18 protein-coding genes are annotated in these 21,104 nt (G+C 66.5%); 8 read left to right on the forward strand and 10 right to left on the reverse strand.

Features of this window, described 5'->3' with window-relative positions; translation table 11 throughout:
* Position 1 precedes the first annotated feature (1 nt).
* Together VGQ44_05350 and VGQ44_05355 are read right to left on the reverse strand one after the other, a co-directional pair.
* On the reverse strand, positions 2 to 358 hold the full coding sequence (locus tag VGQ44_05350) for a PadR family transcriptional regulator (GenBank protein ID HEV8446220.1): 357 nt from the start codon (positions 356 to 358) through the stop codon (positions 2 to 4).
* A 153-nt stretch (positions 359 to 511) separates the two neighbouring features.
* The gene (locus VGQ44_05355; GenBank protein ID HEV8446221.1) at positions 512 to 634 is read right to left on the reverse strand and encodes a hypothetical protein; all 123 of its coding nucleotides are present in this window, start codon (positions 632 to 634) and stop codon (positions 512 to 514) included.
* A gap of 88 nt (positions 635 to 722) precedes the next feature.
* On the opposite strand from VGQ44_05355, the gene VGQ44_05360 reads away from it, so the two are divergent.
* From VGQ44_05360 to VGQ44_05370, 3 genes are all read left to right on the forward strand, one after another.
* A complete protein-coding gene (locus tag VGQ44_05360) occupies positions 723 to 1,766 on the forward strand; it encodes a hypothetical protein (protein HEV8446222.1) in 1,044 nt (347 codons plus the stop codon).
* 158 nt (positions 1,767 to 1,924) lie between these two features.
* Complete coding sequence (locus tag VGQ44_05365; GenBank protein ID HEV8446223.1) at positions 1,925 to 4,066, forward strand: S9 family peptidase; 2,142 nt, start codon at positions 1,925 to 1,927, stop codon at positions 4,064 to 4,066.
* Positions 4,067 to 4,216: 150 nt separating this feature from the next.
* Positions 4,217 to 4,948, forward strand: a complete 732-nt coding sequence (locus tag VGQ44_05370; GenBank protein HEV8446224.1) for a carbonic anhydrase — start codon at positions 4,217 to 4,219, stop codon at positions 4,946 to 4,948.
* A 21-nt stretch (positions 4,949 to 4,969) separates the two neighbouring features.
* Here VGQ44_05370 and VGQ44_05375 read toward each other — a convergent pair whose 3' ends face one another.
* Together VGQ44_05375 and VGQ44_05380 are read right to left on the reverse strand one after the other, a co-directional pair.
* Positions 4,970 to 7,651 carry an ABC transporter permease gene (locus VGQ44_05375; GenBank protein HEV8446225.1) on the reverse strand — a complete coding sequence of 894 codons (2,682 nt, stop codon included), beginning with the start codon at positions 7,649 to 7,651 and terminating at the stop codon, positions 4,970 to 4,972.
* Between the two features lie 13 nt (positions 7,652 to 7,664).
* Positions 7,665 to 8,003: a PadR family transcriptional regulator gene (locus VGQ44_05380; protein HEV8446226.1), complete on the reverse strand. Its 339-nt coding sequence runs from the start codon at positions 8,001 to 8,003 to the stop codon at positions 7,665 to 7,667.
* A 139-nt stretch (positions 8,004 to 8,142) separates the two neighbouring features.
* On the opposite strand from VGQ44_05380, the gene VGQ44_05385 reads away from it, so the two are divergent.
* From VGQ44_05385 to VGQ44_05395, 3 genes are all read left to right on the forward strand, one after another.
* Positions 8,143 to 9,072: a CopD family protein gene (locus VGQ44_05385; GenBank protein ID HEV8446227.1), complete on the forward strand. Its 930-nt coding sequence runs from the start codon at positions 8,143 to 8,145 to the stop codon at positions 9,070 to 9,072.
* A 57-nt stretch (positions 9,073 to 9,129) separates the two neighbouring features.
* Positions 9,130 to 9,711, forward strand: a complete 582-nt coding sequence (locus tag VGQ44_05390) for a hypothetical protein (protein ID HEV8446228.1) — start codon at positions 9,130 to 9,132, stop codon at positions 9,709 to 9,711.
* 70 nt (positions 9,712 to 9,781) lie between these two features.
* Complete coding sequence (locus VGQ44_05395; protein ID HEV8446229.1) at positions 9,782 to 10,213, forward strand: Rieske (2Fe-2S) protein; 432 nt, start codon at positions 9,782 to 9,784, stop codon at positions 10,211 to 10,213.
* Positions 10,214 to 10,276: 63 nt separating this feature from the next.
* Here VGQ44_05395 and VGQ44_05400 read toward each other — a convergent pair whose 3' ends face one another.
* From VGQ44_05400 to VGQ44_05410, 3 genes are all read right to left on the reverse strand, one after another.
* Entirely contained in the window at positions 10,277 to 10,975 is a 699-nt protein-coding gene (locus VGQ44_05400) for a hypothetical protein (protein ID HEV8446230.1), read from the reverse strand.
* A gap of 28 nt (positions 10,976 to 11,003) precedes the next feature.
* Positions 11,004 to 11,324, reverse strand: coding sequence for a hypothetical protein (locus VGQ44_05405; protein ID HEV8446231.1), 321 nt, complete (start codon positions 11,322 to 11,324; stop codon positions 11,004 to 11,006).
* A 262-nt stretch (positions 11,325 to 11,586) separates the two neighbouring features.
* The gene (locus tag VGQ44_05410; GenBank protein ID HEV8446232.1) at positions 11,587 to 13,803 is read right to left on the reverse strand and encodes a protein kinase; all 2,217 of its coding nucleotides are present in this window, start codon (positions 13,801 to 13,803) and stop codon (positions 11,587 to 11,589) included.
* 158 nt (positions 13,804 to 13,961) lie between these two features.
* Here VGQ44_05410 and VGQ44_05415 point away from each other — a divergent pair, with 158 nt between their 5' ends.
* Together VGQ44_05415 and VGQ44_05420 are read left to right on the forward strand one after the other, a co-directional pair.
* Entirely contained in the window at positions 13,962 to 15,155 is a 1,194-nt protein-coding gene (locus VGQ44_05415; GenBank protein HEV8446233.1) for a hypothetical protein, read from the forward strand.
* Between the two features lie 88 nt (positions 15,156 to 15,243).
* Positions 15,244 to 17,364, forward strand: a complete 2,121-nt coding sequence (locus VGQ44_05420; GenBank protein HEV8446234.1) for a prolyl oligopeptidase family serine peptidase — start codon at positions 15,244 to 15,246, stop codon at positions 17,362 to 17,364.
* A 35-nt stretch (positions 17,365 to 17,399) separates the two neighbouring features.
* Here VGQ44_05420 and VGQ44_05425 read toward each other — a convergent pair whose 3' ends face one another.
* The 3 genes from VGQ44_05425 to VGQ44_05435 are packed head-to-tail and all read right to left on the reverse strand — an operon-like array spanning position 17,400 to position 21,000.
* Positions 17,400 to 17,993, reverse strand: a complete 594-nt coding sequence (locus VGQ44_05425; protein HEV8446235.1) for a hypothetical protein — start codon at positions 17,991 to 17,993, stop codon at positions 17,400 to 17,402.
* Positions 17,994 to 18,019: 26 nt separating this feature from the next.
* Entirely contained in the window at positions 18,020 to 20,686 is a 2,667-nt protein-coding gene (locus VGQ44_05430; protein ID HEV8446236.1) for an ABC transporter permease, read from the reverse strand.
* Positions 20,683 to 21,000 carry a PadR family transcriptional regulator gene (locus tag VGQ44_05435; GenBank protein HEV8446237.1) on the reverse strand — a complete coding sequence of 106 codons (318 nt, stop codon included), beginning with the start codon at positions 20,998 to 21,000 and terminating at the stop codon, positions 20,683 to 20,685. Before VGQ44_05435 ends, VGQ44_05430 begins: the two co-directional genes overlap by 4 nt.
* Positions 21,001 to 21,104 lie beyond the last annotated feature (104 nt).

The following is a 21,104-nucleotide window of genomic DNA, read 5'->3' on the forward strand; positions in this document are numbered from 1 at the left end:
GTCAGGCTCCCTGCAGTGCGTGTTGGAGCACGCGGTTGACGGCCGCCGACGTGCGGTTCCATTCCGCGACTTCAGCGTCGAGCTGCTTTCGCCCTTCGGCGGTGACGCGGTAGTAGCGAGCCCGTCGGTTGTTCTCGCTCGCGCGCCATTCGGCCCGGATCCACCCGCGGCGCAGCATTGCTTGCAGCGCCGGATAGAGCGAGCCCTGGTTCACGTCGAATACGTCGCGCGAGATCTCGCGCAGTCGGAGCGAAAGCCCCCATCCGTGCATCGGTTCCTGGCTCAGGAGCTTGAGGGCGAGCATCTCGAGAGTGCCCCGGACGACCTCCGCCCGCGGCCCGAGTCGGTCATTTGCCATGCCCTTTAGATAACCAAAAGGAGCAAAAGGTTCGAGGGGAACGTGGCGGAACGGTGGCCGCGGGGGGTGGAGAGGCGTGGGCGCCCCACAGGATTCTGTCTCACGCCGCCAGCTCGATGTCCAAGCCGAGCCGAGACCGTGCGCGCACGATGCTCAGCCGGCCCCGGTGATGTGATCGCGGAGCAGCCGCCTTGGTCGAGTCACGACGACCATCGGGCACCGCTCGACGATGACGACGAATCCGCGCTGACGCCGTCTGCGTACATCGAAGACCATGCGCTTACGCTCTGTTTACGTCGGGGGGTAGGCTGTTGCGCGCGAAATCGAGCTGTGTTTGCATCCTGGGATGCGGGAATATCCCTGCGTGTTCTCCAGACGTACGTGGCGAGTCGTCGCGATCGCCGCCGGCGGCATGGCCTGCGCGGCGCCGTCCCAACGCATCGACCCGATGCGCTCGGTGCCCGTCGCGGCGTGTCCGCCAATGGTCGAGCCCCGGTTGCAATTCGAAAGCAGCTTCTGGCTCAACCTTCACAACTTCCTCGTCAAAGAAGCCAAGCGTCGTCAAGGCATCGATGACGCGGGGCCCGGTGCGCGTGGAAACATTCAGGCCGACACGGCCGGGCTACGCGCCCTGACTCAGCCCGAACGCCGGCTGTGGAACGACGCCTTGAGCTACTATGCGGCTCAAGTCCTCACGGACAGCCTGATGGGCGGCGACAGTCTCGTCGCACGAGTGAACGACCGTCTCGCCGCATCGCCCGAGGAGTCGCTCATCGCTTCCGGCCTCGACTCGACGCTTGCCGTCGAGCTGGCGGAAGTGGCGCCGATCTACCGTGCAGTCTGGTGGCCCGTGCACGACGCGCACAACCAGGCGTGGATCAGGGCGTCGCGCGGGCTCGTCGATCGCTACGGTGGCTGTGTGTTCACGCAGTTGGAGCGGGACCTGAAGCGCCCGTGGCCCAAGGCTCCGATCACCATCTACGCCACGACGTACGCGTCGTGGTTCGGCGCGTACACAACCACGGTCGCCGGCCCTCGCGTCACGATCTCGACGAACGCGATCGGGAATCAGGAGACGTACGCGCTCGAGAACATTTTGCACGAGAGCGCGCATGCCGGCGAGTTGCTCGGGCCAGGGGAAGCCGTGATGGCCGCCGACGCCGCGAAGCGCGGGATCCCGCTGGAACGCGAGCTGAGCCACGTCATTCTTTTCTATACGACCGGCGAGATCATCGCGAGCGTGATTCCGGCGCACGTCCCGTACGCGGAGCGGTTCGGCATCTGGTCGCGGAACAGCGAAACGAAGCGACTCGAGGGGATCCTCACCGACAACTGGAAACCGTATCTCGCGGGAACGACCTCCTTCCAGGCCGCGTTGGACGCGGTGGTGCAGCGCTCGCGACGCTAGGTCTCTTGACGCCAGCTCTTTCAAGCAAAGCAGCCGGATGCGCGTGGGAATCCTGGGTTCCGTCTGCGGGTCGCCGCTCGTGCATCTGGTGGGGAAGCCCGGCCGGAGACAGAGTATGTGCGAGGAGCGGTCAACCGAATCACTTCGGGGGAGGGGCGATGTCAGCGATCAGCGTCGTGCGCCGCGGAATGCTTCCATTTGTTCTGTCGCTGGCCAGCGTCGGTCTATCCGGGCAGACGCCCAACGGGCGGCCGTTGGCGATCGAGGACTACTATAAAGTCAAAACGGTTGGCAATCCCGACCTCTCGCCGGACGGTAGGTGGGTCGCGTTCACGGTCAGCACCCGTGTCGAGGCGACGAACGACAACACGAGCGAAGTGTGGCTCGTGGCGTCCGATGCGTCCGGGCCGGCACGACGCGTGAGCGCTGACGGCGCAAACGCCGTGGGCCCTGCGTGGCTCGACGACGGCCGGCTACGCTTCTCCGCCGGCGGACGCGCCTTCGTTCTCCATCCCGCAACGCCGAGTGATGTCACCGAGGACGCCGATGCGCGACAGGCCGGCGCGATCGCGGGGGGCGGGGGTGGGCGTGGCGGAGGCCGAGGTGGGCGCGGAGGTGCCGCGGGGCGGTCGATGCCCAACGCCGCGGGCACCATGAGCGCGATCGTGCGCGATACGCCGCCGCCGAAACGCGAAGCGGTCTACGAATCGGAGTTCGCGAAGCGACACGAAGAGCGCTTCAAGGGCGTCGAGTTCGACTGGATGGATTTTCAGCGCGACGCGGCGCCGTTCCCACTCCCGAACCGCGCCGATCCGCAGGTGAATCCGCCTCAGGAGATCTTCGTCACTCCGACCGGCGGCGCCGAGCGACAACTCACGCACCTCGGCTTGCGGCCGGCGGGGGTGAACTGGAATTCCGCCGGCACCGCGCTCGCGTTCACGGCAGACTCCACGTATCGCAACGAGATGGTGTACGGCCGCAGCGACGTCTGGACGGTGACGGCGGACGGCGCGCTCAAGAAGCTCACGTCGAACCCCGCGTACTCGTACGCAGGCGCGCAGTATTCGCCGGACGGCGCATGGATTCTCACGACGCGGTCGACGCCGACCGACTGGGTGATCGCCAAGGAGATGGACAATGGCGGTCCGGTGGACGTCGTGCTCCTTCCCGCGGGTGGCGGCCGTGAGATCGATCTCACCGAGACGTGGGACTACCTGCCATCGGGGCCGTTCTGGAGCCGAGACGGGAAGTACGTGTACTTCACCGGCGGGGTTGGTGGCACGACGCATCTCTTCCGCGTCCCCGCGCTCGGCGGAAAGGTCGAACAGGTGACGACGGGCCAGCGCCGGTTGAGTGGATTCAGCTTCGACCGCGCGCAGACGCGCATCGCGTACCAGGTCGGAACGTTCGAGGCACCGTCGGAGATCTTCGCCTCTCGGATGGACGGGAGCGGTGAGGTTCAACTCACGCACGTCCAGGACGCTTTTATCCACGAGGTCGCACTGAGCAAGTCGGATCGCCTGAGCTTCGCGAGCGCGGACGGCATGCCGGTCGAGGGGTTCCTGTTGTATCCGTACGGCTATCGCGCGAACGCCGGTCCATACCCGCTCATCGTCAGCAACCACGGCGGCCCTCACTCGGCCAACGAGTACGGCTTCGATTTCAAGAATCAGTATTTCGCGGCGAACGGATACTTCGTGCTCGAGGTGAACTTCCGGAGCTCGACGGGTTACGGCGAGAAGTTCCTATGGGGCACGTGGGGCGCCTGGGGAACGAAGGACGGGCAGGACGTCATGGCCGGCGTCGATTACGCGATCGCGCACTATCCGATCGACCATAAGAAGGTCGCGTCGATCGGGCACTCGTACGGCGGTTTCATGACGAACTGGCTGATCACGCAGTACCCCGACCGATTCGCCGCGGCCGCGTCGGGCGCCGGGATCGCGAATTGGACCAGCGACTACGCCAACTCCGACATCCCGCGAACCAAAGAGACCGAGTTCTACGGTCCGCCGTCGGATCCCAAAGCGCGCGAAATCATGATTCGGCAGTCGCCGATCACGTACGCCAACCGCGTCAGGACACCCACGCTGTTCATCAACGGCGAGATCGACCACCGGGTGCCGTTCTCGGAAAACGAGCAGCTCTATGTGGCGATCAAGAAACAGGGCGTTCCCGCCAAGATGATTCAGTACGCGGGCCAGCCGCACGGCATCGCCGGATCATGGAACAATGTTCATCGAATGCTCAACGAGCGCGCCTGGTTCGACCGGTACGTGAAGGGAGCGACCGTACCCTAGCGAGCGGCGTCGAGGAATCGTCGTCAAACGGATTCACGGCGAACCGAGCCGGTGCGCTCAGTGTGTCGGGATCGGACCGATGGCCAATCGTCCAATTCAGACCGACCAACCGCCGAGGTATGCTGGGGCACTATTCGAGGAGTCGAACGCATGAGTCCCAGCGAAAAACCGGGGCGACCGTCAACGCTGGAGCTCGGCTCACAACCGCCCGTCACACGGCGCGGATTTCTGACGAGTACGCTCGCGTGCGCGGTGCTCGGCGGTCCGACCATCGCCCGGCACCTGCGACAAACTCCTCGCGCGGAGTCGCAGACCGGACTGACGCCGGATGCCGCGCTGCGCGAGCTGGTTGCGGGGAACGCGCGATTCGTCGCCGAGCATCTGACCTCGACCGATCACGATTTGCAGATCCTGCGATCGCACACCGCCGACAAGCAGGAGCCGTTCGCGGGCGTGCTGGCGTGCGCCGACTCTCGCGTGCCGGTCGAGTTGATCTTCGATCAATCGATTGGCCGTGTATTCGTCACGCGAGTCGCGGGCAACATCGTGACTCCGGAAATCATCGCGAGCCTGGAATATGCCGTCGCGGTGCTCGGCATTCGCGCGCTGCTGGTCCTGGGACACTCGGGATGTGGCGCGATCAAAGCGGCGATGAAAGCGGAGACGGTGCCGGGGCAAATCAGCTCGCTGTATCCCTACCTTCGAGGCGCGGTGCAACAATCCGGCGGCAACATCTCCAAGGCGATCGACGCGAATGCGCGGGCGCAGGCCGAGTTGCTTCGGACGTCTTCGACGGTAATTCGTGACGCCGCGAGCAAGGGCGGCATCAAGGTCACGGCCGGCATCTACGACCTCGGCACGGGGAAGGTGACGCTGGCCTGAGACACTCCCCCTCCTTCGTCATCACGAGGCCCTGAGGGCCGCGAGCGGATCGATGCGCACCGCGCGGCGGGCAGGAACGAGGCATGCCGCCAACGCGACGCCAAACAGCGCGATAGTCGCGACGCCGAGCGCCGAAAGACTGTACGGTTGAATTCCGTACAGTTGTGAGCTGACCGCTCGCCCGGCGAGAAGGGCCAGCGGCACTCCGGCCGCGAGACCGATCGCGACGATCGCGAGAGACTGCCGCAGCACGAGGCCGACGACGGCGCTGGGACTTGCCCCCAACGCCACGCGGATCCCGATCTCTGTCGTCCGCGCCGCCACTTGATAGAGCATGACGCCGTACAACCCCACCGCTACGAGACTCAACGCAATAATGCCGAACAGCGTGGCGAGCGTCGCGGCGATTCGCTCGCGTGTGAGTGCGGCATCGATCGACGCGGCGAGGGAAGTCGGTTCCCCTCTGCCGATCCCCGGCGCGATCGCCGAGATGGTTCGCCCCGCCGACGCGGCGATTGTCGCGTCCACGCTCGAACGCATCACGAGCACGAGAAAAGGCCAATCGCCATCGTTGATTGGCACGAAATACATGGGGCGGGCCGGAGACCGTGCATCGGCGAATTTGGCGGCGGCCACAACGCCGACGATTCGGTCTTCGGTGAACGTCGTATCTCCGTCGTCTGCGTCGCGGAATACTTGACCCACCGGATTGCGATCGCCAAAGAACTTCTTGACGAACAAATCGTTGACGACGACATCGCGAATCGCGCCGCGGGGCAGCGTGGCGACCGGGGGACCGATGTCGTGCCCCGTGAGCAGCGGCATGCCGAGGGACTCGAAGTAGTCCGGCGTCACGCCGACGAAGAGCGTGGACGCGCCGTCCGACGGCGCCTGAGCGCCCGGGACCGTGACATTGTCCGTCATAGTCCGCCCGCCGTACACCGGAACGAGCGATGCAAACGCCGCCGTCCGAACCCCCGGGATACCGCGAATGCGTCGGAGCATTTCATTGGCCATCTGCGCCGTCATGGCTTGACGCGCATATGACGTAGCTCGTGTCTCCACGGTGATGGCCAATCGCTGGGCGGGTTCGAACCCGAGCTTCGTATCCTGCAGATTGCGGAGAGTCTGGACGAGCAGCGTCGCTCCGCTCACCAAAAGGACGGCCAGCGCCACCTGGAGCGCGACGAGTCCGCGATCGAGAACGCCGCGGCGGCCTGGTACGGCGCGACGCCCCGCTTGACTGAGCGGCGACAACAAGTCACCGCGCACGAGGTGCGCCGCCGGTGCGACGCCGAACGCAAGCGCTGACGCAACACTCACGACGGTCGTGAATAGGAAGACCGCCGGTCCCACGCTCGGCTGCACGACCATCGCCAGGTCGCCGACATGCTCGGCCGTCAGATACTTCGTGCCCCACCACGCGAGGAGGCCGCCGGCGGCGGCGCCAAGCAGAGAGAGCTGAAGGCTTTCGATCACGAGCTGGCCGGCGAGTCTCGCACGCGACGCGCCGAGCGCGAGTCGCATCGCCAACTCGCCGGTGCGCGCGCTCCCGCGTGCGAGCAGCAGATTCGCGACGTTGGCGCACGCGGCGAGAAGCAACAACCCAACCCCCGCCATCAGCGCCCAGAGGACGCGCCCGAACATTCCGCGCAGGTCCATCTTCGGATGCGGGATGCCGCGACTCACGTCATCGAGCACGAGCCGCGCGGCGACCACGGTTTGTCCTTTGGCCGGCGTGAAAAGCTGGCCCATCGCGCAACAGTGATCCCAGAGCGCGCGAAGCTGTCCCTGCGCGCCCTCGAGCGATTGTGATGCGCCGAGTCGCCCGAATACGGTGAGGCCTTGGCGACGGTCGTTCGCTCCGGCCAGCACGCCGAGTGTCGCCGCGGAGCGGTAAGGAATGAAGAGGGCCGCGAATGCCGGGAATCGCAGCCCGGCGAATCCGGATGGCGTCACGCCGATGACGGAGAAGCGTTGACCCGAGATCGTGATCGTCTTCCCGATCACGTTCGGATCGCCGTTCATGCGGCCGCGCCAAAACCTGTCCGTGAGGACGACGACCGGTGCCGCCGCCTCGTCGTCGGCGGGAGAGATCAGGCGCCCTCGCTCGGCACGCAGGCCCGTGACGCCGAAGTAGCGGCCATCGATGACGTCAGTCGACGCGTTCGCGCCGACGCCGTCGATCTCGACCGGCGCGAACGTCGAACCAAACATGGCCAGCGAAACCGGTCCCGCCGCCAAGGCGTTGAACTCGGACCGCGAGAAGCGGTCGTCGACCCCGTCGGGGCCGAGGTCGCGCTTGAGGTGGATGAGTTGACTCGCCGACGGGACGGGAACTCGAGCGAGTAGAAGACCGTCGAGGAGGCCGAACACGGCCGCGTTCGCGCCGATCCCCACGGCCAGCGACGTCACCGCGACGAGGGTGAAGGCAGGCGAGTGTCGCAGTCCGCGCCACGAGTATCGCCAGTCTTGGAGGAACGCGTCGAGCCGGGGGGCGAGCCAAACGCCCCGCGCTTGCTCGCGCATCGAGGTCTCGTTTCCCATTGCGCGGCGGGCGGCGTCGCGCGCCGCGTCGGCGGTCAGGCCACGCCGTTCGAACTCGGCGGCCACCAAGGCGCGATGCTGCGCGATCTCCTCGCGGAGGTCGTCCTGCTCGGCGCGGAATCGCAGCCAGTAGAGAACGCGGCGGAAAAAACGCATCGGCGTGACCACGCTAAGCGAAGCGGAGGACGGCGCGGATGGCGCCGACCATGCGCTCGAATTCATCCTGTTCGGCGACGAGCTGCTTCCGGCCGATGGCCGTCAGCGTATAGAAGCGCGCCCGGCGGTTGTTCTCCGACGCGCCCCATTCGGCGCGCACGTATCCGTCGAGAAGCAGTCGCTGCAGGGCAGGGTAGAGCGAGCTCTCGCCGACTTGGAGGACGTCGTCGGAGACGGCCCGGAGCCGCTCGGCGATCCCGTATCCATGGAGGCTTCCGCCGCGCAGCGCGCGGAGAATGAGCAGGTCGAGCGTGCCGGGGAGCAACTCGGAGTTCTTGTCGCCGCGGGCCATGTCGCGTCCTCTCCCATCGATAGACGATGGGAAGAATGTGGGGCGACCCGCGGCGCGTCAAGCCCCATCGATAAACGATGGGAAGGGCGGAGGAGATTTTCGGCTCCCCGGCGGCCCCATCCTTGCTTAGGAGGCGACCATGGCCCCAGAGCCGCTGATTACCTGGTCCGAGCCGGTCCAGCAGCTGGTGGCGTTCGTGGGATCGTTCCTCGCCGCGGGCGCGGTTGGGTTTCGGTACACGGCCGCGCGCGCGTTGCGCCTCGCGCCGGGCGAAAAGGAATTCTTCGACTCGTCGCTGCGACGCGCCGGCGCCATCGGAATCGTTGGGGCGGCGGTCGGCCTGACCTTCGCGCTGATGGGACTTCCCGGACTGGCCGCTCGAGCGCACCGGAGCGTCGGTGAGTTGCTGACGTCCGACGCGAGCGCATTGCTCTCCGTGGTCTGCCCCGCGCTCATCCTCGCGGGGGTGGCGCTCGCGTCAGCGAGGGTTCGCCTGGGCTGGCCGCTCGCGGCGTTCGGACTGGTGGCGACCGCGCTGGCGCCGCTCGTCGCGGGACGATGGGCGTCCGTAATCAACCCGATCCATCGTCTCGCCGCAGGTCTCTGGCTCGGGACGTTGTTCATCGTACTCACATGCGCACTGACCCCGCTTCTGCGTCGCGCGGAGCTCAGTGACCGACGCGGGGCGCTCGCCGCCGACATGGTCAATCGCTTTTCGCCGGTGGCGCTCTCGATGGGCGGGATCGTCGTTCTCTTCGGCGTCATCGCGGCGTGGCGCCACCTCCCCACGGTTCCCAGCCTCTGGGAAACCCCTTACGGCAGGACGCTGATCATCAAGTTGGTGTTCGTCGGGAGTGTCTTCCTGCTCGGCGCCTTCAATTGGCGACGCCAACGGCCGTCTCTCGGAACGGAGCCGGCGGCGTTCTCGATTCGCCGTTCGGCGGCGCTCGAGCTGTCCGTCGCCGCGATCGTTCTCATCGTCACGTCGATTTTGGTCAGCCTCCCGTCGCCCAAGCGAGCGCCACCGTCCCGACCGCCCTCGACCGCGGCACAGGCGCCCGGTTCATAGAAAGCGCGGATCAGGGTTTGCTAGTGCACCAGTGTCCGTCTCACGGGTGGATTGATCATGATTGCGATTCACGCGATGTTGCTGTGCGCCACGGCGGCCGGCTGGCCCTGTCACGGGCGCGCGATCCACATAGACACGGAGCCGCGCGCGCTGCTTCCGATCGACACGCCCACAGTGTCGCTGGACACGCCGATCACGCGACGACCGAAGGCGATTCAATACAGCGATTGGTACGCGCGGAGGCTGCTGGTGCATCGCATCGGGAGCTACACGATGCTTCCGCTTTTCGCCGCGGAGTGGTCGCTTGGGCAAAACCTTCTCCAGGATCAGGACCCGCCAAGTTGGATGCGGGGTACGCATCAGGGAGTGGCGGTGGCGATTGGCGCGCTGTTCACGGTGAACACGGTGACCGGCGCTTGGAATTTGTGGGATTCGCGGCACGATCCCGCGGGGAGAACGCGTCGATATCTCCACACGGCCGCGATGCTGGCATCGGACGCCGGGTTCATCTGGGCGGGGGCGGTTGGAGGAGACGCGAACCGATCGCGTGCCAACGCCGATCACCATCGCGCGATCGCGCTGACGTCGATCGGTGTGAGCACGCTCGGCACCGTGATGATGTGGCTGTGGAAGGATTGAGAACTCTCACCTGGCAGCGTGGAGCAGTGTGATGGATAGGCAGCGTGAGGGCCGGGCGGGTTGCCCGTGCATGGCGCGCCGGGCCGACGACATCGATCGGCGCGTGTTCCTCGCCCGAAGCGGAATGACGGCCATCGCGGCCGCTCTCGCGGCGTGCGGTCTCTCGAATACTCCGACGGCGCCCGGAAGCTTGTCGCAGCCGATCACGATCACGCTGTCGCAGCATCCGACGCTGGCCAACGTCGACGGCGTCGCATACGTCGATGCGAACGGAAACCCGCTCGCGATCGTTCGGACGAGCACATCGACGTTTGTCGCGTTGTCGCGAATCTGCCCGCACGCCGGGAGCACCGTCAACACGGCGAGCTACGGGTTCTTGTGCCCGGGACACGGCGCGCAGTTCGATTTCTCGGGGCATTGGCTCGGTGGGCAACGCACGAGCAGCCTCACGTCGTATCCGACACAGTACGACGCGGCGGCTGGAACCGTGATCGTCGGTTAGCCCGTTCCCCGCCGCGCGAGCCCGCCGTTGCGCCACGGAGGACGCAACGGCGGTTGACCGACGTCAGCTCGCCACGAACGGGATCTGAGCCGTGCCGAGCACAGCACCCGATACCGCGTCGACGACGTCCACGTTGAGCGTCAACGTCTTCGCGCCGCGGCGGAATGCCTCGAAGTACACGAACCCCTCGGCGTGTCCGCCTGGGGCCATCACGCCCTCGGGCAGCGCGCGCTGCACCATCTCGGGGGTCGGCAGAGCAACGTTCACATATCGCGTATAGTACGGCCGATAGTAGGCCGGATCGTACGCGAACGCGCCATTGTACCGCGAGAAGCGCGGATACCAGCGCGACAAGTACGGCGCGACGGAGAACCGGCTGAATCCATAATACGGATTCTGAACCGTGTACGACTCGGACAACGTGCCGTCGATGTCGTACGGCGGCATCACCGCGAAGCGGTTGCCCGCGTCATCCGTAAGCGAGATGTGATTGTAGCGAATGATGACCGGCCGAGTCCCGTTGTTCTGGAGCTCCACCAGCATCGGCGTGACCTTCGTGTCGAGATCGGCCGGCTCCCAGTGCCACGCTTTCGTGCGTGCGATCACCTGGACCGAGGCGATGGTCGCCGTGGCGCCTTCGCCTGTTCCCGAGACGCGCGTCGCTCCCGGCGCCGGACTCAACTCGGCGACCGTTCGCGTGCATCCCGAAGCCCACATCGCGCCGGCGGCCGCGCCGACGGCGAGGAAGATTCTGGAATTCATATGTACCTCCTTCAAACAGACAGGGTCATCATTTCCTGCGCTTGCGACGTTTCGTCTTGTCCCTCCTGAGTTCGGTGGTGTCCTCCGGATGGGGCTGAGATGCCCCTCCGTGAATGTCGATCGTTGGCTCGCCGCCTGGCCCGGCTGTCGTGCCGCCCAGCAGTTGTCCGTCGCGATAGATCAGCTCGGATCCGCCCGAGTCTTCGAAGCCCGCCGCGCCGCGTTCTCCCTGGCCCCACGCCGCCGGCGTGCGGATCTCGAGGTGCTTGCCCTTCGGAATGCCGGCCGACATCGGATGGACGCCGGTCGGACCGACTTCGTCGCGTCGGCCGGCGCCGCCGCCGGGCAAGCCGCTTTCGCGGCGGGGGTCGCCGACGGTCTCATGAGTATTCTCTCGAGACGTCTGACGGGGCCGATTGCTCCGGTGGCTCTTGCTTCCCCGGCTGCGGCTGCCGTGACTTCTGCTGCGCACGCTTCCTCCTTGGCACCCAGTGGAAATCATGGGGAGGCGCCACTGGCCGAAGGCCGCAGACTTCGGGCCCGCGGTCATACGAATTGGGGTCGAACGGACCAATTTTTCACGCATCCGGCGACACGATGCCGGCGCGAGATCAAGGCAAACGCATCCGTCGCAACAGTGCTTGAAATCGCGGGTGCGACCGCAGCCCAGCGAACAGAAACGATCCCTTGATGCCATACGCCGCCCCGCTTCGCGCGGCGACCGCCTGCTCGAGCAACTCGATCGCCCGGTCGGCCTCGCCGAGTCCCGTGTACACGTAGGCGAACGTGTAGGGCGAGACGTACGACTTCGTCGCCCGTTCCTCGAGTCGCCGCAGCACGTCGCGCGCGCGATCGGTCTGGCCGGCGAGGCCGTAGGCTTCGCCGAGTTGCCCCAACCAGAACGACGCGCCCTGAGAGATGGAAACGGCCTCTTCGAGCTCGGCCAATCCCTCTTGGCGAGAGCCGCCGAGGAAGAGGGCCCAGCCGAGCGTCGCGCGTGCACGATCGCCCGACGGATCCAGATCCACCGCGATTCGTGCGGCCGTCGTGGCCTGCTCGTACCGTCCGGCGCGCAGCAGCGTCGTTGCCATGTCCAGCCGGTGTGCGAGCGGGTCCAACTCCTGGGCCCGGGCCACGAGCGCCAGCGCGTCGTCGTATCGCTCGGTCGCGGCGCACAGGCGGCCGCACAAGTCGTACGCGTCGGCGCCGCTGGGATTGAGGTCGATCGCCCGCTTGAACGACTCCTCGGCGCCGGCCCAATCCAGCTCACGCGTCATCTTGAGATGGCCGATCGTACAATGCGCTTCACTCGAGTCGGGGTCCAACGTCAATGCGCGATTGGCCGCGGCCGCGGCGTTCTCGAACGCGCGCTCGGGAATCATCGCGCCGATCTCGGCGAGCTCGATGTACGCGAGGGCCTTCGTGGCGTGCGCGAGCGCGAACGACGGATCGCGCGCGATTGCGCGATCGAAGAAATCGATGGCCGTCTCCATCCGCTCGGCAGTGTACTTGATGAGCGCCTGACGGCCGAACAGGAAGAGCTGATACGCCTGGATGTCGCGCGTCGGCTCTTTGCGGACCCGCGATTCTTCGTCGCGGGTCAGCTCCGCCTCGAGCGCCGCCGCGATCTGCAACGCGACGTCGGTCTGAATGTCGAAGATGTCGACGAGCTTGCGATCGTACGTCTCCGCCCACAGGTGCCGGTCGGATTCGGCATCGATCAACTGCGCGACGATGCGCACCCGGTCGCCGGCGCGTCGTACGCTTCCTTCGAGCAGCGTCGTCGCGCCAAGCGTGGCCGCGATCTCGCTGAGGCTCTGCTCGCGCTTCTTGTACGGCATGACCGACGTCCGCGAGATCACCTTGAGCGACCGGATCTTCGAGAGGTGGGCGATCACGTCCTCGGTGATGCCGTCGGCGAAGTACTCGTTCTCGGGGTCGGCGCTGAAGTTGGAAAACGGGAGCACGGCGACGCTCTTCGACCGCCGCTCGCTGGGTGCGGTCAACGCGCGCGCGAAATCCGCGACCGACGCGAAGCGGGCCGCCGGCTCCTTGGCCAACGCTCGCTTGACGGCATCGTCGGCCGCGACGGGCACGGTCGAACCGAGCCGGCGCATCGACGGCGCCGTGTCCATGAGACGGCGCGCGATCATCGCTTGTGAGCTCGGCGCGGCGAAGGGCGGCTCGCCGACGAGCATTTCGTAGACGACGCAGGCGAGGCTGTATTGATCGCTTCTCGCGTCGCTGCCCTCATCGAGCAGCGCTTCGGGACTCATGTACGCGGGCGTGCCGACGATCAGGCCGGTGCCGGTGAGACGCCGGTCGGCGGCGGCGCTCGCGGCGAGGGCGATGCCGAAGTCGGCCACGATCGCTTGGCCCTCGAAGATGAGAATGTTCTCGGGCTTGATGTCGCGATGAATCACGCCGCGCGCGTGCGCGTGCTCGAGCGCCTCGGACACGTCGCGCGCGATCGCGAGGGCGTCGGCGACCGGAAGGTGCCGCTCGCGCTCGAGCCGCTGCCGCAGCGATTCACCTCGCACGAACGGCATCACGTAAAACAGATGTCCACTCGCGGTGCCCGAATCGAAGAGGGGCATGATGTGCGGATGGCTGAGCCGGGCCGCGATTTCGATTTCGCGGAGGAATCGCTCCGGACCGACGGCGTGCGCGAGCTCGGGATCGAGCACCTTGAGCGCGACCTGTCGTCCGTGACGCAAGTCGTCGGCGAGATACACCGTGGCCATGCCCCCGCGCCCGATCTCGCGCTCGATCCGGTATCGGCCGTCGACTGCGGCGCCGATTGCGTCGGCGGACGTGGATTCAGTCACGGTCTTCGATGCGGAGGCTTCGTGGGGATGCCGCGCGGGTGTCGCGGCGTCGTGTCGGGTCCGCGCATGCGAGTCGCGCAAATATGGAGAACCCTCCAATCGCTGTCACGGGGAGCGGCCGCGCCGGGGAATCGCTCTTGCCTTTCGAGAGGGCAGGTATGCGAGCGACAAGGATGTGTCTGCGGTTCCTGAGCCCGGTGTTGTTCCTCGGACTCGCCTGCCGCGGCTCGCGCGACGAACGCGACCGTCTCGTCGCCGCCGACGGCAAGCGGCACTACACGGCGTACACGGCGGCGGGCGAGGTCGAGGATCCCAAAGGCGTCGTCAACATCTACGCGGCGACCGGCGCCAACGCCCTCTCGCCCGTGGCCGCCCGGGCCAAGCCCTTGGTCTACGTACCGAACTCACGTTCGGGAACGGTGAGTGTCATCGACCCGACGACCTACACGGTCGTCACCACCTTCAAGACCGGCAAAGTGCCGCAGCACGTCGTGCCGTCGTACGACCTCACCACGCTGTGGGTTCTCAACAACGGTTCGAGCACGCTCACGCCGATCGATCCGTTCACGGGCAAGGAAGGCACGCCGGTTCACGTGGTCGATCCGTACAACATGTACTACAGCCCCGACGGGCGGCTCGCGATCGTGGTGGCTGAGGGGCACCAACAACTCGATTTTCACGACCCGGTGACGATGGAACTCCTGCAGTCGGTCAAGACCGACTGCCGCGGCATCGACCACATGGAATTCACCGACGACGGCCGTTATGCCATCGCGACGTGCGAGTTCGACGGGCGGCTCCTGAAGGTGGACCTCACCGACAAGAAACCGGTCGAATACCTCGCGCTCGACGATACGTCGGGCGCCATGCCGCAGGACATCCGGTCGTCGCCCGACGGGAGCGTTTTCTTCGTGGCCGACATGAAGGCCGACGGCGTTCGTCTCATCGACCCGATTGCGTTCAGGCAGATCGGCTTTATTCACACGGGGAAGGGAACGCACGGGATCTATCCGAGCCGCGACGGCCGGCTGTTCTACGTGACGAATCGCGGGTGGAACACGCTCATCGCGCACCCACACGGCGAAGGGTCGGTGAGCGTCGTCGACCCGATTGCCCGCAAAGTCGTCTCGACATGGACGATTCTCGGCGGCGGAAGCCCCGACATGGGGAACGTCACGGCCGATGGAAAGGAGTTGTGGGTGAGCGGGCGGTACGACCGCGAGGTCTACGTATTCGATACGGCGACCGGCACGCTCACCCACCGAATTCCGGTCGGCAATGAGCCGCACGGCTTGTGCGTTTGGCCACAGCCGGGGCGGTATTCTCTCGGGCATACGGGGAACATGCGATAGCGCAACGACGCGGACCGGCAAGCCTGTCTTGCGTCCCTCGTGGCTAACTCCTCAATTCCCGAGCGAGTCCCTCTCTCACGGAGCCGCGATGTCCCGCTGTGTCCTCTCGCTCTCGCTCGCCCTCTTCGCGCTTGCCCGCGCCTCGGCGGGGGCGCAAACACAGGCGGGAGCATCGGGCTCTCCTTCGGATCCGTATCTGTGGCTCGAGGATCAGCGCGGCGCTCGCGCCATGGCCTGGGTCGCGACCGAGAACGCGAAGACGATGGCGGTGCTCGAGAAGGACCCTCGCTTCGCGTCGTTGAATCACGACGCGCTCGCCGTGGCGCAGGCGAGCGATCGCATTCCCCGCGTTCACTTTTTGGGCGGCCAGCTCTACAACTTCTGGCAGGACAGCGCGCATGTTCGCGGCATCTGGCGTCGGACGACGCTCGCCAGTTATCGCACGGCATCGCCGCAATGGACGACGGTGCTCGACCTCGACTCCCTCGCGCGCGCCGAAAAGGCGAATTGGGTTTGGGAAGGTGCCGACTGCGCGTTGCCCGCCGAACGAAAGTGCCTGCTCAATCTGTCCGACGGCGGCGAAGACGCGATCACGGTGCGTGAGTTCGACCTCGCGACGCGCTCGTTCCCCAAGAACGGCTTCGTGCTGCCGCACGGGAAACAGAATACCGCGTGGGTCGGCGAAGACACGCTCCTCATTTCGCGCGAATGGAACAAGGGCGAGTTGACGGCGTCGGGCTATCCGTACGTGGTGAAGCGACTCGTGCGCGGGCAGCCGCTTTCCGCGGCGGTGGAAGTGTTCCGCGGGGTCGCCAAGGACGTCTCGGTCGGCCCGGGGAGCATCTACGACGGCGCCGGTCACCGGATCGTGATCGTATATCGAGGTGTCAGCTTTTTTCAAACAGAGTACTACAACGTCGGCACGTCAGGGGTCGCGAAGCTCGCCTTGCCGGCAAAGTCGCAACCCGTCGGCATGGTCGACGGCCAGGTGATCGTCAAGCTGTCGGAGCCATGGGACGAAGGGTCGGCGCACATCCGCACGGGGTCATTGGCGTCCTTCGACGTCGTGAAAGCGGCGACGAGTCCGACGCGCCTCGCTCCGGTCGCGGTCTTCGAGCCCGGACCGCGCGAGTCGGTCGACGGCGCCGCGGCGACGCGTGACCGGCTGGTCGCCACCGTCTATGAAAACGTCCGCGGACGGGCCTTCGTGTTCACGCGCGCGGCCGATGGAACGTGGACGCGCGCGCAACTGTCGCTTCCCGACAACCTGGCGGTCTCGATCTCCGACGTGAACCGGCAAGGCACGGAAGCGTTCGTGAACGTCGCCGGGTTCTTGACGCCGAGCAGCGTCTGGCTCGCCGACGCGCGCGCGGCGACCATCGCCGTGACGAAGACGCTCCGCGCGCAATTCGACGCGTCGCGCGATACGGTCGAGCAGCGAGAGGCGACGTCGAAGGATGGAACCAAAGTGCCGTACTTCGTCGTGCATCCGAAGGCCATGAAGCTCGATGGCGCCAACCCGACGGTCCTGACCGCGTACGGTGGATTCGAGGTCACGAACACGCCGTCCTATTCAGGAACCGTCGGCAAGCTCTGGCTCGAGCACGGCGGCGTGTTCGTTCTCGCCAACATTCGCGGCGGCGGAGAATTCGGACCGGCCTGGCACGAAGCGGGGCTCAAGACGCATCGCCAGGTGATCTACGACGACTTCGCCGCCGTCGCGCAGGATCTGATCTCGCGCAAGATCACGAGTCCGCGCCGCCTCGGCATCATGGGCGGATCGAACGGCGGGCTCCTCATGGGCGTCGAGATGACGCAGCATCCCGATCTCTGGAACGCGGTCGACATTCAGGTGCCGCTCCTCGACATGCTGCGCTACGAGCAGATCGACGCCGGCGCTTCGTGGGTCGGTGAGTACGGCAGCGTGTCCGTCCCGGCCGAGCGCGCGTTTCTCGCGTCGATCTCGCCGTACCAGAACTTGAAGGCCGGCGTGAAGTATCCGGAGCCGCTCATCTGGACGACGACGAAAGACGACCGCGTCGGCCCGCAGCACGCGCGCAAATTCGCGGCGAAGATGGCCGCGATGGGTCTGCCCTACATGTTCTTCGAGGTGACGGAGGGAGGACATGGCGCCGGCGCGAACCTGGCCGAGCAGGCGCACACCTCGGCGCTGGAGTACGTGTATTTCGCGCGCAAGCTCATGAACTGACCGAAGTGGGGACCGGGATTGCTTGAGACTCGGTTCTACAATTTCGCCACGGCGTCCTTCGCGAGCGCGAGCTCGCGGGCCTTCAGCTGGGCCTCCCCGATTGGTTTCAGCTTCAATCCGTCGAGAAGGCGGACGGTGAATACCACGTTGCCTTTGCGCACCACCAGCAGGGGTCCATCGGCGCGATAGATCATGTAGTAGGCGTCATCGCCGAGCCCCGTCACCGGTTCGGTCTTGATGTTCGGAATCGACTTGCCGTTGTTGAATCCGATGAGCGAGCCGATCGACATCGTGACGCGCCGATGACCGACGTCGTGCTTGGGGTCGTCGGACCAGATGCACGCCTTCCCTTTGCCGGAAGGCTCCCCTGGCAGGGACTTCGCTTCGATAGCCGCGCTCACCTGGTCCTGAGTGAGCAGCGAGCACGCGTCGGGATCGGCCGCCACATGGCCGGACCGTGCGTGGCTCGCCGCGACCGACTCCGTTCGGAGCGCCGGGAAGAACGCAACGGCGAGAGCGATAGCGACACTGTAGCGCGGCGACATGTTGGCGGCTCGGCTGAGGAGGTGCCAACATATCGCGGCTCCGGAGCCGGTCGCGAGCGAACTGAGCCGTCGCGAACGGATCATGAAGAGTCCTTTCTGAATCGGGGAAGTCATCCGCGGATCGCGGTCGTCGGGTCGACGCGCGATGCTCTTCTCGCGGGCAGATAGCAGGCGACGGCCGTCGCAACCGCGAGTGCGGCGATGGAAAAGGCCAGCGTTCGCGGGTCGTCGGGCGCGGTGTCGAACAGCAAGCTTCGCATCGCGCGCGTGCCGGCCCACACGCCGCCGAGGGCGAGGGGCAGCGCGAGCGCGAAGAGCACCGCGCCTTCGCGCATCACCATCGCCAGCACGTCCGTCGCGCGCGCGCCGAGCGCCATGCGGACGCCGATCTCGCGCGTGCGTTCGCTGACGCCGTACGCCATCACCGCATACGTCCCCAGCCCCGCCAATAAAAGCGCGAGGAACGAAAAAGCGCTCAGAACCACCGTCGTGAAGCGGTCCGAGACACTGGCCTTGTCGAGCACGTCGCCGATCGTTTGAACGTCGAACAGCGGGACGCCGTTGTCGATGGATTGCACCAGTCGGCGCACTTGGGCGACGATCGGCGCCGAGGTGCCCTCGTAATAGATGACGAGATTGCCGCCGCTTTGCGGCGCCTGCTGGGCGGACAAGAACACCTGCGGACGCGGCGCCTCGCGCAGCGACGGGTCATGCACGTCGCGGACGACGCCCACGATCGTGAACAGCGGGCGGGCGTTTCCACCCAGCCCCACGCGCCTGCCGATTGGATTCGGCGAATGAAGAATCGTTCTCGCCGCGGTCTCGTTGACGATCACCACGAGGTGCGCCGTCGAGTCGGTGTTGTCCGTCGCCGCGAAGTCGCGGCCGGCTGCCATCGAGATTCCCATGGCGCGGAAGTACCCGACGCTCGCGATCCGATAGTCCGCGGTGGGAGCCAATCCCGGAGGCGGCGCCGGATCGCCTTCGACCATGACGGCGGTGGTCACCATGCCGTCGTGAAGCGGGAACCGGTTGATCGTCCCGGCAGCGCGTACGCCGGGAAGGGCGCGTACCTGCTCGAGCAACGATTGATTGTACCGAAAGCGCGACGCGGGCGTCGCGTACGTATTCTGCGGCAGGGCGAACTTCATGCGAACGACGCGATCCCGGCGGAAGCCGGGATCGACGCCGGAGAGTCGAGCAAAACTATTGATGAGGAGTCCGGCGCCCGCCGTCAGCACGAGCGCGAGTACGAGCTCGCCGACGACGAGAGCTCGGTACATGCGGCGCGTGCTGCGCCCGTGTGACATTCGCGCCGACGCGACCAGTGTTCCGCCCGACGTGCCTCGCGCCGCGCCGAGCGCCGGCGCCGCGCCGCACGCGAGTGTCACGACGACGCTGACGGCGAGCGTGAACGCGAGCACGCGTCCGTCGAGCGCGACCGGTCCAAGTCGCGTGATCGACAACGGCAGCAGACTCGAGAGGGCGCGCGTGGCGACCATCGCGAGCGCGACACCCACCGCGCCAGAGGCGATCGCGATCACCGCGCTTTCCACGAGCAGCTGCTGGACGATGGCTCCGGGCGACGCACCCATCGCCATTCGCACCGACAGCTCCTGACGGCGGCTCCACGCGCGGCCGAACATGAGATTCGTCACGTTGGCGCACCCGATGAGAAGCACGGCGCAGACCGCGGCGAACAGTATGAGAATGGGGCGCCGCACCTCGCCGGCCAGATCGTCGCGCAGGGGACGCACGGTGATCCCAAGCGCGCCGTCTTCCTTGGCGTGTTCCTCTCTGAGTTGGGCCGCGATCGGAGCAGCCTCGCGGCGAGCGGCGTCGATGACAACGCCATCGCGAAGCCGCCCGACGACGGAAAGCATGTGCACTTCGCGCCGCTCGAGGTACGTGCCGAGCACAGAGAGCGGGAGTAGCACGTCGACCCTCGCCTGTGGAAACACGAAGCGCGAGCTGAGGACTCCGATCACGACGTAGGGTTTGCCGTCGAACGTGAGCGATTGGCCCACGATCCGCGGGTCGGCTTGCAAGGCACGCGACCAGAAGTCGTGCGACAGGATGACCGTGCCGGCCGCTCCCGGGCGGTCCTCGCCGTCGGCGAAATCGCGGCCGAGCGACGGCGACGCGCCGAGCGTCCGGAGGAAATTCGCCGATACCGCGCCGACGTCGATTCGCTCCATGCCATCGGGTCCGGCGTAGAGCGCATTCCACGACGGAAAAAAGCCGGCGAGCTGCGCGTACGAATGCGTTCGCGCCCGCCAGTCGACATAGTCGCCCACCGAGACCTGATAGTGGTCGTTGCTCTCCTTGGGATTGTCGGACCAGACGGCGACGAGCCGGTCGATCTGGCGGTAGCCCAGGCCGTTGAGGAGCGCCGACTCGACGATGCTGAACACCGACGTCGTCGCGCCGATGCACAGCGCGAGCGTCGTGACGACGACGGCCGTGAACATCGGCGTACGGCGAAGCGACCGAACGGCAAACCAGGCGTCGCCCGCCATGCTGTGCGAGCGACTCTCGTCACCGCGCTCGATGCGGCGTCGGAGCGTCACCGCGTCGACGATCGCGCCGACGCATCGCAGCCGAAGCCGGAATGCATCGCGGGGCGAGCGTCGCGCCTGGGGATCGCCCCGCCAGTTCCACTCCAATTCGGCCAGCCACTCGGCGAGCCATTCCTCGCGTCGGGACGCAGGGAGAGCGTAGGCCGCGAGGCGTACGAGCGTCTCGCCTGGAAGGCGCCCTTGATCGTGCGCGGTCACGTGGTGGCGGGCGTAGCGCCGGGCGCGAGGGTGCGCGCGAGTCCGGGATATCGCTCGTGGGCGTCGCGCAACGCCTGCGAGCCGGCCCCGGTGATCTGGTAGTAGCGTCTCGGCGGCCGCTGCGCGTCGCGCGCGTCGGCGACGGATTCCCACCGCGCGCGAAGCATGCCGGCGTCTTCGAGCCGGCGGAGAATCGGGTAGACCGTCCCGCTCTTGAGTCCCGACACGTCGATGATGTCGAAGCCGTGACGAAAACCACGCGTGACGGCGAGCAGCACGATCGCGGTGGGGTAGGTCAAGCGGAAAGAAGGCATCGGGAGCGGAGGTAGGTAGAACTCTACATAGGTAGAGTAATGCGCGGCCCGCGGCGCCGAAAGAGCGAAAAGGCGAGGATACAAAATCCGAACGGCGCCGAGAG

It is taken from the genome of Gemmatimonadaceae bacterium, assembly GCA_036003045.1.
GTDB lineage: Bacteria > Gemmatimonadota > Gemmatimonadetes > Gemmatimonadales > Gemmatimonadaceae > JAQBQB01.

Excerpts from the sequence above, each read along its gene's own strand:
- VGQ44_05350 (HEV8446220.1), bottom strand. The coding sequence starts at position 358 with ATGGCAAATGACCGACTCGGGCCGCGGGCGGAGGTCGTCCGGGGCACT.
- VGQ44_05355 (HEV8446221.1), bottom strand. The coding sequence starts at position 634 with ATGGTCTTCGATGTACGCAGACGGCGTCAGCGCGGATTCGTCGTCATC.
- VGQ44_05365 (HEV8446223.1), top strand. The coding sequence starts at position 1,925 with ATGTCAGCGATCAGCGTCGTGCGCCGCGGAATGCTTCCATTTGTTCTG.
- VGQ44_05370 (HEV8446224.1), top strand. The coding sequence starts at position 4,217 with ATGAGTCCCAGCGAAAAACCGGGGCGACCGTCAACGCTGGAGCTCGGC.
- VGQ44_05375 (HEV8446225.1), bottom strand. The coding sequence starts at position 7,651 with ATGCGTTTTTTCCGCCGCGTTCTCTACTGGCTGCGATTCCGCGCCGAG.
- VGQ44_05380 (HEV8446226.1), bottom strand. The coding sequence starts at position 8,003 with ATGGCCCGCGGCGACAAGAACTCCGAGTTGCTCCCCGGCACGCTCGAC.
- VGQ44_05385 (HEV8446227.1), top strand. The coding sequence starts at position 8,143 with ATGGCCCCAGAGCCGCTGATTACCTGGTCCGAGCCGGTCCAGCAGCTG.
- VGQ44_05390 (HEV8446228.1), top strand. The coding sequence starts at position 9,130 with ATGATTGCGATTCACGCGATGTTGCTGTGCGCCACGGCGGCCGGCTGG.
- VGQ44_05395 (HEV8446229.1), top strand. The coding sequence starts at position 9,782 with ATGGCGCGCCGGGCCGACGACATCGATCGGCGCGTGTTCCTCGCCCGA.
- VGQ44_05400 (HEV8446230.1), bottom strand. The coding sequence starts at position 10,975 with ATGAATTCCAGAATCTTCCTCGCCGTCGGCGCGGCCGCCGGCGCGATG.
- VGQ44_05415 (HEV8446233.1), top strand. The coding sequence starts at position 13,962 with ATGCGAGCGACAAGGATGTGTCTGCGGTTCCTGAGCCCGGTGTTGTTC.
- VGQ44_05420 (HEV8446234.1), top strand. The coding sequence starts at position 15,244 with ATGTCCCGCTGTGTCCTCTCGCTCTCGCTCGCCCTCTTCGCGCTTGCC.
- VGQ44_05425 (HEV8446235.1), bottom strand. The coding sequence starts at position 17,993 with ATGATCCGTTCGCGACGGCTCAGTTCGCTCGCGACCGGCTCCGGAGCC.
- VGQ44_05435 (HEV8446237.1), bottom strand. The coding sequence starts at position 21,000 with ATGCCTTCTTTCCGCTTGACCTACCCCACCGCGATCGTGCTGCTCGCC.